Source organism: Corallococcus sp. AB045, from assembly GCF_003668895.1.
Taxonomy (GTDB): domain Bacteria; phylum Myxococcota; class Myxococcia; order Myxococcales; family Myxococcaceae; genus Corallococcus; species Corallococcus coralloides.
In genome coordinates this window covers 1-12,762 of sequence record NZ_RAWN01000238.1, presented here as the reverse complement: position 1 = coordinate 12,762, position 12,762 = coordinate 1, and the positions used below count along the sequence as shown (strand labels likewise).

The window sequence follows — 12,762 nt, the reverse complement described above, 5'->3', positions numbered from 1 at the left end:
GGCGGTGGCGGGCTGGGTGCTGGGGCTCGTGGGGCCGGGGACGCGCCGCGAGGGCCCGCTGGCGCGCTGGCGGCTGTTGGGTCTGGGGGTGCTGGCGCTGGCGCTGTACTTCCTCTTGCCCTTCGACATCCGGGGGTACGTCTACTACCTCAACACTCGCTACGCGCACCTGGCCGCGGCGCTGCTGGTGGCGAGCATGCCGGCCGCGCGCGCGGACTGGCGGCGTCCGTTGGGGCTCGCGGCGGCGGCGAGCGCGTTGCTGCTGGCCTTCGTGATGGGGCGCGGCTTCCAGCGCTTCTCCCAGGAGGCCCGCGAGTTGGAGGCGCTGTCCCAACTGGCGGCGAACCGGCCGAAGGTGATGGGGCTGGTGTTCGACCCGCGCTCCAGCGTGGTGCGCTTCCCCGTCTTCATCCACGCCGCGGCGGTGGTGGCGCGCGAGCGCGGCGGGGTGCCCAACTTCACCTTCGCCACGACGCCCCACTCGCCGCTGCGCTACCGGGGGGAGGTGCCGCCCACCTTCCCTTCCGAGTGGCGGCCGCAGGAGATGAACTACTCGACACAGGGCAGCTGGTACGACCACTTCCTGGTGCGCGGGGCGCATCCGTCGCGCGTCTTCGGCGCCCGGCTCCAGTCGGAACTGGTCATCGTGGGACAGAGCGGAGGGAGCTGGCTGGTGCGGCGGCGGTAGGGCGTGAAGTAGAAACCGGCGCATGAGCCCTGCCTCCACCGAGCCCCGTCCCCTGCTGGATGCGTTGCGAGCCGGCACGCCCCTGCCCGCCTTCCCGGAGGCGGACGTCGCACAGGCCCGGAAGCTCGTGGACGACGTGGGTGGCGCCACCGCCTCGGCCGTGGAGGCCCTGCCCGAGGCCCTGGCGGGCGCGGTGCTGGAGGCCGCCGTGCTTGAGGGACAGGCGGCGCTGCCGGAGGCCCTGTCCGCTTCGTCGGTGAAGCCGCTGGCCAAGGCCGCGAAGAAGGCGCTCTACCGGCTGCGCTCGCGCGGCGTGACCCCGCAGGAAGCGCCCAAAGAAGCGCCCCCGGCTCCGGCCCCGGAGACGCTGCCCACGCTGGTGACGGTGGTGTCGTCGGCGGGGCAGTACGGCCTGCTGCTCACGCGCGTGGTGCGCGGCGGCGTGGAGCTGCTCCAGGTCATCGCGTCGGATGAGCAGGGCGTGCTGGAGCTCACCCGCACGGAGCAGAGCCGGGGGGACATCCGCCGCATCCTCAAGCACGCGCTGAAGAACGGCTTCGGCATGGAGGTCTCCCGCGAGGAGGGAGCCCGGCTGCTCGCCGAGGCCGCGGCCCTCAACCTGCGCACCCGCACGCCCTTCCCGCCGGACCTGGAGGCCGCGCTGCGCCACCACGGTGTCCAGCCCCAGGAGCCCGAGCCCCTTCCCGCCCCCGAGCCCGACGACGTGCGCCGCGCCCTGGAGGGCGATCAGCTCCACGCGACGCCGGAGATCGCCGAGTGGGTGCCACCCGATGCGGAGGTGCGGGGCCTGATGGAGCAGGTGCAGGCGCTGGCCGGAAGCCCGCTGGCGTTGAGCGGGCCCCAGCGCCAGGAACAGATGCGGCAGCGCGTGCTGGACGCGGCGAGGGCCTTCTTCACGCCGGAGGTGCGCCAGCGCTACGCACGCCGCCTGTGGCGCATGGCGGCCTTCTTCGACACGACCGGGCGGGCTCTCCAGGCGGACATCGCCAGGGGCGAGGCGCGGCGCCTCTTCCAAGGGCTCGACGAGCCCTTCTCACTCTTCGCGGAGACACTCTTCGCCAAGGTCCTGGTCCTGGCCGCGGCGGGTGCCCAGGCCCAGGCGGCGCAGGGCGCCCCGGCCCCCGACGCGCCTCCTGCCGCCCCCACGGGCGAGCGGCGCAGCCCTGGCGGCCTCATCCTGCCCTGACGGTGCCCCTGAGCCGTCAGGAGAGGGCCCGCGCCCCGGACGCCTCGAAGGCGCCCCGGGAGCGGGCCCGCTTGCTTCAGAGCTGCTCCGTGCGGGCGCACAGGAGCAGGTCCAGGTTCTCCCGCTCCCAGGCGAGCGCCCGCTGGTAGTCGTGGAAGCGCTTCTCGTGCTCCATCAACTCCGGCGGGTGGATGCAGCGCCGGCCGTCCTCGCCCCGGCGGGCGCGGTAGACGTGGTGCAGCATCTCGTGGAAGACGATCCACTCCACGAAGTACCGGGGCACCAGCGGCTGATCCAACGCCGGGTGGATGCGGATGACCTTCGAGTCCGCCGAGTACGAGCCCATCTTGATGCTCTTGCGAGGCCCCTTCACCCGGGGCGCCGGCCCGTAGGTGATGGCCGCGTCGATGCGGCTCTGGAAGTAGCGCTCGTTGAGCCGCTCATAGATGCGGGCCAGGTCGTGGTAGCGCCCCACCGGGGACAGCCGCAGCCGCTTGCGCATCTGCGCCGGGGACAGCCGGCGGATGAAGATGCGGTTGCGCTCGATGTAGCGGTCCAGGAGCGCGCTGGCGTCCGGGTCCCCCTTGCGCACGAAGCTCGCGAGCGCCTGGAGCACGTCGTCCGGCGCCGCCAGGAACATGTGGTGCAGCCTCAGCCGCCACAGCGCCCGCTGGCGTTGGAACGTCAGCATGGTGTGGGTGTTGTCGTGGATCTCCACCGCCACCTTCCCCCGCAGCCTCGTGCGCAGCCGGCGCTCCAATACGCGCCGCCACACCTTCACCAGTCGGTTGGGCTCTGGGGCGACCGGGAGCTGCCGGGCCACCCTCCCCGCGGGGTAGGTCCTCTGTCGGATGATGTTCTTCTGCTTCTTCGCGCGAGCCATAGAGGGGCCGGAGTCTACGGACCCCTCTGACATGTGTAAACGCGCCCGCTTGGTGGAAAACCAAGGAATTCCAACGACTTAAGGGCACTCAAGCGTACCCGGTCCTACGTGTCCTCCGGGGGGTGCGGATGCCGCATACGCGTAAGTCGCCGTGCCAATTAGCGTCGCCTGCGGCATGGGACCCGGAGCGTCTGGAGTTCCCCGGTTACAGGTCGGACGTTGTAGGTCTCGATGCCCCGAGGTGCACGTCTTCCCGGGCAGGTGTACTGGACACGAAGCGGGCCGGGAGCCAGGGCGACCACCTGGTTGATGGGCAGCTTTCCGCCCCCCGGCCGGCCGAGCACGGTGCGCACCGGGGCCTCGAAGCGGACCTCCACGGTGGCGGGGGGTGGGGGCTCGGCCGGTTTGGCCGGGGCCGCCATCTCCACGGCCGGCGGGGCCGCGGTTTCGGTGCCCGCCGCGGCCACCGCGAGTCCTGAGTCTGGCGGGCTCGCGGCGGTGTCCGCGAGGGCGGGTTCAACGGGCTGCCGCGCGGCGGTGTCCGCGAGGGCGGGTTCAGCGGGCTTCGGCGGCGCGGCTTCGGCCGGAACAGGAGCGGGTGGCGTGGGCGCCTTCACGGGGGCCGTTCCCTGGGGACCGGGCCGCGCCGGGCCTCCCGCTGGAGGCCCCCTCATGGGCGCGGGGGGTGCCTGCGCTTCCGGACTGAAGAGGCCCATCATCCACGCGAGCCCCAGGCCCAGCACGGCCACGAGCACCACGCCCGCCACCACCACGATGGCGCGCGAGCGCCGGGGCGACCGGGAGGCGTCGAGCGTGTCGGGCCCCGCGTCGTCGTAGTCCTCGTCCTCGTCGACGGGCGCGCGCACGGCCCGCCGGGGCGGCGGCCTTCGCGGCGCCTGGAACCCGATGGTGGACTCGTCGTCGTCCGGGTCTCCGGTCGTGACGGGCGTCGGGTCCGTGAGGCTCACCCCGGAGGGTCCCGGGTCGGTGTTGAAGCGCTCGTCGTCTTCGGGTGACGGCCGCGGCGGCGGGCGGACGTTGCGAGCCCCGGAGTTTCCGGACGGGGCGGAGCGGTTCGCGTCGCTGGACGCGGAGCCGCCCCGGCGCGGGCCCGGAGGCTGAGACACGCGGCCGTCGTCTCCCATGCGGCGGGGACCGGAGGACAGCGGTTCGGACCGGCCGTCGTCTCCCATGCGGCGGGGACCGGAGGACAGCGGTTCGGACCGGCCGTCGTCTCCCATGCGGCGGGGACCGGAGGACAGCGGTTCGGAGCGGCTGTCATTGGCGGACGCCATGCCCGGCCGGCGCGGGCCAGGGGGCGGCGTCGTGGCGCGTCCCTCCGGCGTGCGACGCGCGGTGGGCGCGAACGGATCATCCCCAGCACCCGCGCCACGAGGCATGGCCACGCCGGACGACGGACGCCGCGAACGGTCTCCCCCGCCCCGCTCTCCCGACCCGGAGCGCGCGGTGGCCTCCGGAGGGCCGCGCCGCGCCGGTGCGGGCGTGGGCGCGACGGGCCGGGGACGGCGCGCGCGCAGCGGCACGGTGGAGTCGCCCTCGTCATCCTCCTCCTGCGCCTCCTCCTCGTCCCAGGCTTCCGCCTCGAACACTGGCTCCAGGTGGCGGCGCGGCGAGGGAGCGCCGGGCATCGTCCCGACCGCGGTGGACTCGCCGTCATCGTCGTCGTCGTCGTGGCCCGAGGGCAGGTCGCGCGGCCGCGCCATCTGCGTCTCCGGCTCCCCTTCTTCCGCGTCCCAGGCGCGCAGCGCCGCGGCCTCCGCCGTGGGCCTGCGCGCGGGAGGCCGGGCCACCAGCCCCACGGGCGTCAGCGCCGAGGGCCCCCGGGGCTGCGACGCAGTCCCGCCCAGCGGCAGGGTGCGCGCGCCCGTGTCCTCGTCGAGCGGCGACGTGCGCGACGACGTGTCCTCCACGTCGGACAAGGGCAGCGTGCGCGCGGCGGTGTCCTCCGCGTCGGCCAGGGGCAGCGTGCGCGCGGCGGTGTCCTCCGGCAAATCCGGCACCGGAGGCGGCAACGGCGTGCGCAGGGACGGCAGCGGCAGGGTGGCTTCGTGCCGGCCCGCGCGCTTCGCCGGGGGGATGTGGAGCACGGTGCGCTCCTCCTTCTCCCCCAACAGCCGCGCGATGTACTGCGCCACGTCCAGGCTCTGCTTGAGCACGCCGGACGCGAGGAACGCCGCCAGGTCGTCGCGCACGTCGGAGGCGCGCTGGTAGCGCAGGGTGCGGTCCTTCACCAGGCACCGCATCACGATGCGCGACAGCGCCTCCGGATAGTCAGGGCGCACCAGGTGCGGCGGCGTCGCCTCCTCGTAGCGGATGGCGTAGAGGATGCCTTCCGTGGTGGGGCGGTGGAAGGGCTGCTTGCCGGTGGTGATTTCGTAGAGCATCACCCCCAGGGCGTAGATGTCCGCCCGGTGGTCCAGCCGCTCCTGAGAAATCTGCTCGGGGGAGAGGTAGAGGAACTTCCCCTTGATGACGCCCGGCTTGCTGCGCTCCATGAACGCGCCGGCCTTGGCGATGCCGAAGTCGACGAGCTTCACGCGCCCGTCGTAGGAGATCATCACGTTCTGCGGAGAGACGTCCCGGTGGATCAGCTCCAGCGGGCGCCCATCCACGCCGCGGCTGAAGTGCGCGTGGTCCAGGCCCGCGGCGATGGCCGCGCAGATCTTCGCCGCGACGCCGTACGGCATGGACGCGCCGAACTTGAACTCCTCCGCGAGCACGCGGCGCAGGTCCACGCCCTCCACGTACTCCATGCAGATGAAGATGTTGTCTCCCTCAATCCCCAGCTCGTGCACCTGCACGATGTTGGGGTGATGGAGCTGGGCGGCGATGCGCGCCTCGTCCAGGAACATCTGGACGAACTCCGGCTCCTCGGAGAGGTACGGGAGGATCCGCTTGATGACCACCAGCGTGGGGTCCGGCGGCTTGTGCGCCAGGAACAGCTCCGCCATCCCGCCCAGCGCGAGGCGCTTGATGAGCAGGTATTTGCCGAACGGGGTGGCCGTCTGGGGCGAGCTCAAGGACGTGGAAGGTGTGGGCCGCGGGTGGAACTTTGAAGCGTGTCCGGAGCCTACCTGCATTCCCGCCCCGGGGGGAGCCGTCCGACCCGCCCGGCGTCGGACTCTAGGCAGGCCCTGCGGGGCACGCGAACTTTCAGGCCCCTGAAACACGACCGCCCCCCAGGGCATGAGGGCCCTGGGAGGCGGAGGGTGAAAGCGTCAGGCGGAAGGCGGATTACTCGGGGGCCGCCACTTCGCCCGGCAGGTCTTCGCAGCCCTGCGGGATGATGGTGTAGGTGTAGCGCTGGTTGGTGCCCGGCACGCCGCTGTCCCGGTCGTTGTCGCCGCAGCCGGTGATATCGGAGCTGCCGTTCGTGCAACCCGCGAACGTGTAGGTATCCCAGACACCGGAGATGCCGTTGGGGAACGTCACCGCGCCGCCATCCAGGGCCGCCTTCTGGAAGTCGCAGCCTTCGAACGTGCCGCCGTCGCTGAAGGTCCGGGAGCGGGTCTTGTCGTGGTAGACGAGGATGCCGCCGGTGACCTCGAAGCCGTAGTAGAGGGTGCCTGCGTCCTCGTTGTCCAGGCGCTGGAACTGGGTGGGCTGCGGGTTGGTCAGCGTGAGCGGACCCGCCAGGTGCACGCGCGTGCCCAGGTAGGCCGCGCTGTTCTGGGCCGCCGCGAGCGACGCCTGCAGATCCTCCGCCGTCACCTCGTTGGCCGGCGGCCGGGCGTCGACGCCCGCGTCAACGGTCTTGGGCGTGATGGCGAGCGGCACCGCAGGGTCACGCTGGTTGGCCAGGCGGTGACGGCGGCCGGTGAACGGCTCGTAGTTCGCCTCCGTGCCGAAGTAGCCCACGATGTCCACGGTGTCGCCGACCTGCGGGTGGTACGTGTTCGGCGTGTCCGTGTAGAACTTGTGGATGAAGAGGCCCTCCTTCGGGGCGGCCGGATCCGTCACCCAGAAGTACGAGCGCCACTCCGCACCGGTGCCCAGCTTCTCGTAGTGAACGCCCGAAATGACCACGTCTCGCAGCGTCGCCTTGTTTCCGAACGACAGCTTGCGCGCCGCGGCGATCTGGTTGGCGGTGCCCGCGTCGCCGGTGCCCGCGTCAGTGCCCGCGTCAGAGCCCGCGTCGGTGCTGCAGACGCCCGTACAGCCGGCGTCGGGGGTGGGAGTGGGGTTGTCGTCGTCACGACCGCCACAGCCGGCCGCGGTGGCCATCGCCGCGGCAGCCAGGAGGGCCGCAGCGCCCAGCTTCGTGCGCAGTTCCATATGAAATTCTCCGGGGGGTGAAGGGCGCCGAGGTGGTTGAGTTCCGACGCCGGTCGGGCTGAGGATTCAGGCCTTTATACCGGTGGGTCAGTAGGGCCGGCAAGGAACGGACCGAGGCCCTGTCCGTGACATCGTCGTCAATTCAGGAATAGGTGGATCATGCTGCCGCGCGACACATTTCTTAATGGGCTGAAGCCCACGCTCCACATCGCGCACCGCGGCGGAGCGCTGCTCGCGCCGGAGAACACGCTGGAGGCCTTCCAGCGCGCCGTCCACACGCACCGCACGGACATGCTGGAACTGGACGTGCACCTGTCGCGCGATGGCGAGGTCATCGTCGCGCACGACGACACGCTGGAGCGCTGCACCGACGGGGAAGGTCCGCTCGCGGCGCTGACGCTGGCTCAGCTGCGCAAGCTGGACGCGGGCCACCGCTTCACGCCGGACGACGGCCGCACCTTCCCCTTTCGCGGCCAGGGCGTGCGCCTGCCCACGCTGCGCGAGGTGCTGCGCGCCTTCCCGGCCCTGCGCCTCAACGTGGAGCTCAAGCCGGACGTGCCGGGCGCGGAAGCCGTGCTCGCCCGCCTGCTCACCGAGGAGGCAGCCCTGGGCCGTGTCTGCCTGGGCAGCGAGCAGGACGTCATCGCGGAGCGGCTGCACGAACAGCTGCCCGACGCGTGCCACTTCTACCCGCGCGACGCGCTGGCCGCGTTTGTCCTGGCGCTCAAGGCGGGCGAGGCGCCGCCGGAGGACGCGCGCTACAGCGTGCTCGACATGCCGCTGTACTTTGGCGAGGTGCGGCTGGTGGACGACGTGCTGCTGAAGGCCGCGGCCGAGCGCGGCAAGTGGATCAACGTGTGGACGGTGGATGATCCGGCGGAGATGGACCGGCTGATTCAGGAAGGCATTGGCGGCATCATGACCGACCGGCCGGACCTGCTCCGCCAGCGAATGGACGCCTCTGGAAAGCCGGGTTAAGCCTTCGGGCTCCATGCCCCGCTCCACCGCCCGCGCGCGTCCGGCGACGTCCCGCACCGAGCCCTCGACCAAGGCGCCGCCCCCGGCCGACGCCGCAACGAAGCCCGCCGCCCGCAACACGCTCAAGGTGAAGGTGCCGCGCGCCAAGCGCTTCGTGGCGCTCGCGGGCAACATCGGCGCGGGCAAGACGACGGCCGCGAAGCTCATCAGCCAGGGCTTCGGCTTCGAGCTCTTCGACGAGCCCGTCATCGACAACCGCTTCCTGCGTGACTACTACGGCGACATGTCGCGGTGGTCGTTCACGCTGCAGCTGGAGTTCCTCATCCGGCGCGTGGAGCACCACGAGCTCATCCACTCCGTCAGGAAGAGCTGCGTGCAGGACCGCACGCTCTACGAGGACCCGGAAATCTTCGCCAAGTACCTGCACGGCCTGGGGCACATGACGAACGCGGAGCTGGACCTGTACTACGAGTACTTCCAGCGGCTGTCGCGCCACATCGTGCGGCCGGACAAGGTCATCTGCTTCGACGTGCCGTCGGAGGAGGTGCTGCTCCAGCGCATCCGCACGCGCGGCCGCGCGGAGGAGAAGGGCATCGGGCGGCCCTTCCTCAAGGGCCTCAACGGCTACTACGCGGGCTTCCCCCAGGTGCTCCAGGAGAAGTACGGCGTGGAGTGCCTGGTGGTGGACGTCTCCAAGTCGGACATCCGCAAGGGCGCGGGCCGCGAGGAGTTCATGGACCGCGTCTCCGCATTCCTGGCCTGACGCGGCGCCAACTCTCGTGCGACGCTCGGCGGCGCCATGCACGACCTCAGCCCCAAGAGCCCGCGCGACTCCGAAGTGGTGATGACGCAGCTCATCCTCCCCCCGGACGCCAACAACCTGAACGCCGCGTTCGGCGGGAAGGTGATGCAGTGGATCGACATCTGCGGCGCCGTGGCCGCCCAACGCCACTGCCGTCAGGTCGTGGTGACGGCGTCCATGGACGACCTGCACTTCCACGCCCCCATCCGCGTGGGCTGGATTGCCCTCCTCCACTCGCGCGTGCTCGCGGCGTTCCGCACCTCGCTGGAGGTGGGTGTCACCGTGCACGCGGAGAACCCGCTCACCGGTGAGCGGCACCTCACCACCAGCGCGCTGCTCACCTTCGTGGCGCAGGGCCAGGACGGCAAGGGCGTGCCCGTGCCGCCGCTGCTCCTGGAGTCGGAGGCGGAGCGCCAGGCCTTCCAGGAGGCCGAGGCCCGCCGCGCCCAGCGCCGCAACCGCGGCCAGGGGGAGCAGAACTGGATGAAGGTGATGAAGCCCGTGGCCGGAGCCTGAGGGCTGGACGCACGAAGGGCCGGGGGCACGCCTGCCTGGCGTCCCATCCCGGCCCTTCATCCATCCTGAATCAGCGACAGCGGCTCAGGTGGTGAACGACGTCCCGCAGCCGCAGGACGACTTGGCGTTGGGGTTCTCGAACTTGAAGCCCGCGCCGGTGATGCTGGTGACGTAGTCGATGTGCGTGCCCGCGAGGTACTGGGCGCTCAGCGCGTCGGTGGCGATGGTCACGCCATCCTGCTCCCAGGTCTGGTCGCCGGCCTTCGTCTCCTTGACGAGGTTCAGGTCGTAGCCCAGGCCGCTGCAGCCGGAGGGCACCACGCGGATGGAGAAGAAGTAGCCCTGGAAGCCCTGGGCCTGGATGACCGTCTTCACCTGGGCGATGGCGGCGGCCGTCAGGACGACGGACGCGGAGGCGGCGGGCTGGGAGGCCGGCGTGGAGCCGGTGACGGCGGTAGAAGTATCCATGTGCTTCAATCTCCTCGTAGACGGCGCCTCATAACGCCCTGGCGCCTGAAAAGCCAAGGGACCTGACGGGCCCCTTCCCGGCTCAACAGAAGATAACCCTCATGCCCATCCCTGAAATCACCCCCGCCGAGCTGGCCCGGCGCCTGGCCGGCCCTTCCGAGTCACGCCCCGTGCTGGTGGACGTGCGCTTCCCGCACGAGCACGAGTGGGTGGCCCTGCCCGGCTCGGTGCTGATGCCCCTGCCGGAGCTGGAGGACTTCCACGAACAGCTGGAGTCCTTCCGGGGCCGCCCCGTGGTCGTCTACTGCCACCACGGGGTGCGCAGCCTGGACGGCGCCGCGTACCTCATCGACCGGGGCCTGGAGGCCGTGTCGCTCCAGGGCGGCATCGACCTGTACTCGCGCACCGTGGACCCTGCCCTGCCGCGCTACTAGAGCGCGGAGGCCAGGTCCAGCGGCAGGTCCGTCGTCTCGTCGGCCTTGATGGTGGCCTCGAAGGCGACGGGCTCCTTGAGCTGCTTGCCTCGCAGCTCCAGGCGCTGCTTGCCCTCCATCAGCTTGAGCGTGGTGCTGGCGCTGCCCATCATCTGGTTGTTCCGGTACACCGTCAGGCCCGGGGTCATCCCCTTGGGGGTGATCTTCAGCTTGAGGGTGCCTTCCTTGAAGCTGCGCTCGAAGGTCTTCAGCTCACCGGGCTGGCCGAACGCGAGCTCCTCCGAGTCCTCCAGGTAGATGCCCTGGGCGTCGTTCTCCAGGATGAGCGTGTCCTGCAGGTGGGCGCCCTGCACGCGCGTGAGCGGCGCGGTGCCAAGCATCGTCACCGGCTCCGGGCTGTTGCAGCGCTCCGTGTGCCGCACGGACACCTTCACCGGCTGGTTGGTGTTCACCGTGAGCCACACGCCCTGCGCATCCGCGGCCTTGGACGTGAGCGCCAGCATGATGGGCTCGCGGAAGAGCACGCCCATCGCGAGCAGGCCTACGACCAGGCCCACCGTCACCAGTGAGCGCACGCTGCCGCCCCTGGGCTTCACCGGCTCCGGCAGCGCGGGGCCGCTGGAGCGCGACGGACGGCGCTCGCCGGAGTCCTCGTCGTCCACCGGCGGGGCCACCGGGCGCGCGCGCGGAGCGTCCACGCGGCTGGAGGTGCGGCGGCGCGGCGGCTCCACCGCCGACTGGCTGGTGCTGGTGCGGCGGCGCGGGGGCGGCGGCGCGGGCGCGGGCTCCGTCTCCGGATCATCGTCCGGCGGCGGCAGGCGCGTGCGCTCGTCGTCCTCCAGGTCCATGCGGTGCACGCCCGAGCGCGAACGCATGGGCTGCTCCGACACCGGCACCGCGCGCGACGCCGTGCGCCGGGGCGGAGGGACGTCGTCCACGGACTGGCTGCGCAGGTCCGAGCGCGAGTTCGTGCGGGCAATCTGCGTCGCGTTCGGGTTGCTGGCGGACGTGCCGCGCCGGACCGCCGGCTCCGACACGCTGGAGCGGCGCCGGGGCTGCGGCTCCACGCCGGTGAGCGACGGCGCGTCGTATTCGTTTGGATCATCCGCCAGCGCGGGCGACATGCCCGTGGCGCGGCGGGGCGCGGCGCCCGTGCGGGTGGCGTTGCCTCGCGAGCGCTCGCGCGACTGCGAAGGCGACTCACCCGGCGGGGCGTCCCAGTTCATGTCCGGGGGCGGCCGGGGCGGCGCGGTGTTGGAGTCCTCTCCCACGGGCACGAACTGGCCCTGCTGGAGCTCCTCGTTCAGACGATCCGCGAAGAGCGTCTTCATCAGCTCCGAAATCTGTCCGGAGGTGACGAGCCAGCGCTCGTTGACGAGCAGCTCCTCCAACGCCGTCTGGAACTCGCGCGCGTTGTCGTAGCGGTCATCCGCGCTCTTGGCCAGGGCGCGCATCACCACGTGGTCCATGTCCCGGGGCACGTCGGCCACCTCGGACGGGGACGGGATGGAGCACTCCATGGCCGCCTGCAGCGTGGCCAGCTCCGAGTCCTTCTTGAGCGGCCGGTGCCCGGTGAGCATCTCGTACAGCACCAGGCCAATGGCGAAGATGTCCGCGCGCCGGTCCAGGTGCTTGCCCGCGGCCTGCTCGGGCGCCATGTACGCGAACTTGCCCTTGATGGCGCCGGACTTCGTCATCGAAGCCTGGTCCGCGGCCTTCGCGATGCCGAAGTCCACCAGCTTCACCGAACCATCGAAGCTGATCAGGATGTTCTGCGGGCTGATGTCGCGGTGCACCACGTTGAGCGGCTGGCCGCGGTCATCGTTGCGGCTGTGCGCGTAGTAGAGGCCTTCACACGCGGACGCGACGATGCGGATGGCCAGCGGACGGGCGATCCACTGGTTCATCCCGCTGGCCTTGCGCATGACCCGGCCCAGGTCCTCGCCGTGGATGAACTCCATGGCGATGTAATAGGTGCCGTTGGCCTCGCCGAATTCGTAGACCTGCGCGATGTTCGGATGGTTGAAGCGCGCGGCGATCAGCGCCTCGTTCTTGAACATCTCCACGAACTCGCGGTCCTCCGCGAGGTGCGGAAGGATGCGCTTGACGACAAGCTCCTTCTGGAAGCCCTCGATTCCGGTCTGACGCGCAAGCCAGACTTCGGCCATGCCGCCCGTGGCGAGCTTCTTGAGGAGCTGGTATTTCCCGAATGCTTGAGGGTTCATCCCGGGGACTCCCCGGGGGGAGCAAGCTTGGTGGAAGGTGACAGGGGAGCGCATCTTAGGGGACAGCCGCCCATGAGGCAAAGCCGCACGACCACCTTGCTGGGGTGGGTCGTCATGACCTGCCTGCTGGCCCTGCATGCCGCCGCGGCCCCCGCGTCGGATCAGATCCAGGTGGAGCGGCGCGGCGAGCTGCTCTCCCTGTCCTGGCGGGACGCGGAGGACCAGCTGAACGGCGTCCTCACCCCCGCCGTCCCCCGCCCCGGTG

At 71.2% G+C, this 12,762-nt stretch carries 10 protein-coding genes and 2 pseudogenes; 7 read left to right on the top strand and 5 right to left on the bottom strand.

Annotated elements, in window-relative coordinates; translation table 11 throughout:
• A pseudogene (locus D7Y21_RS35955) lies at window positions 1-688 on the top strand (hypothetical protein); the annotation flags it as partial.
• A 22-nt stretch (window positions 689-710) separates the two neighbouring features.
• Window positions 711-1,895 carry a hypothetical protein gene (locus tag D7Y21_RS35950; protein ID WP_121718089.1) on the top strand — a complete coding sequence of 395 codons (1,185 nt, stop codon included), beginning with the start codon at window positions 711-713 and terminating at the stop codon, window positions 1,893-1,895.
• 76 nt (window positions 1,896-1,971) lie between these two features.
• On the opposite strand, the gene D7Y21_RS35945 is transcribed toward D7Y21_RS35950, so the two are convergent.
• The 3 genes from D7Y21_RS35945 to D7Y21_RS35935 form a co-directional block, all read right to left on the bottom strand.
• Window positions 1,972-2,778: a hypothetical protein gene (locus D7Y21_RS35945; RefSeq protein WP_233591869.1), complete on the bottom strand. Its 807-nt coding sequence runs from the start codon at window positions 2,776-2,778 to the stop codon at window positions 1,972-1,974.
• A gap of 158 nt (window positions 2,779-2,936) precedes the next feature.
• On the bottom strand, window positions 2,937-5,819 hold the full coding sequence (locus D7Y21_RS42420) for a serine/threonine protein kinase (RefSeq protein ID WP_199735560.1): 2,883 nt from the start codon (window positions 5,817-5,819) through the stop codon (window positions 2,937-2,939).
• Window positions 5,820-6,033: 214 nt separating this feature from the next.
• Window positions 6,034-7,074, bottom strand: coding sequence for a hypothetical protein (locus D7Y21_RS35935; RefSeq protein ID WP_120566417.1), 1,041 nt, complete (start codon window positions 7,072-7,074; stop codon window positions 6,034-6,036).
• A 159-nt stretch (window positions 7,075-7,233) separates the two neighbouring features.
• On the opposite strand from D7Y21_RS35935, the gene D7Y21_RS35930 reads away from it, so the two are divergent.
• The 3 genes from D7Y21_RS35930 to D7Y21_RS35920 are packed head-to-tail and all read left to right on the top strand — an operon-like array spanning window position 7,234 to window position 9,370.
• Entirely contained in the window at window positions 7,234-8,052 is an 819-nt protein-coding gene (locus tag D7Y21_RS35930) for a glycerophosphodiester phosphodiesterase (RefSeq protein ID WP_121718088.1), read from the top strand.
• 13 nt (window positions 8,053-8,065) lie between these two features.
• Window positions 8,066-8,815: a deoxynucleoside kinase gene (locus tag D7Y21_RS35925; protein WP_120566415.1), complete on the top strand. Its 750-nt coding sequence runs from the start codon at window positions 8,066-8,068 to the stop codon at window positions 8,813-8,815.
• A 36-nt stretch (window positions 8,816-8,851) separates the two neighbouring features.
• Window positions 8,852-9,370, top strand: a complete 519-nt coding sequence (locus tag D7Y21_RS35920; protein ID WP_120581020.1) for an acyl-CoA thioesterase — start codon at window positions 8,852-8,854, stop codon at window positions 9,368-9,370.
• Between the two features lie 84 nt (window positions 9,371-9,454).
• Here D7Y21_RS35920 and D7Y21_RS35915 read toward each other — a convergent pair whose 3' ends face one another.
• Complete coding sequence (locus D7Y21_RS35915) at window positions 9,455-9,838, bottom strand: iron-sulfur cluster assembly accessory protein (protein WP_120566413.1); 384 nt, start codon at window positions 9,836-9,838, stop codon at window positions 9,455-9,457.
• A 101-nt stretch (window positions 9,839-9,939) separates the two neighbouring features.
• Here D7Y21_RS35915 and D7Y21_RS35910 point away from each other — a divergent pair, with 101 nt between their 5' ends.
• Window positions 9,940-10,272 (top strand): rhodanese-like domain-containing protein, encoded by a 333-nt coding sequence (locus D7Y21_RS35910; protein WP_121718087.1) that lies wholly within the window; start codon window positions 9,940-9,942, stop codon window positions 10,270-10,272.
• Here the strand turns inward: D7Y21_RS35910 and D7Y21_RS35905 are convergent.
• Window positions 10,269-12,497 (bottom strand): serine/threonine-protein kinase, encoded by a 2,229-nt coding sequence (locus tag D7Y21_RS35905; RefSeq protein ID WP_121718086.1) that lies wholly within the window; start codon window positions 12,495-12,497, stop codon window positions 10,269-10,271. The genes D7Y21_RS35910 and D7Y21_RS35905 overlap by 4 nt on opposite strands.
• A 72-nt stretch (window positions 12,498-12,569) precedes the next feature.
• Between D7Y21_RS35905 and D7Y21_RS35900 the strand changes: the two are divergent.
• Window positions 12,570-12,762 (top strand): annotated as a pseudogene (locus D7Y21_RS35900) (hypothetical protein); the annotation flags it as partial.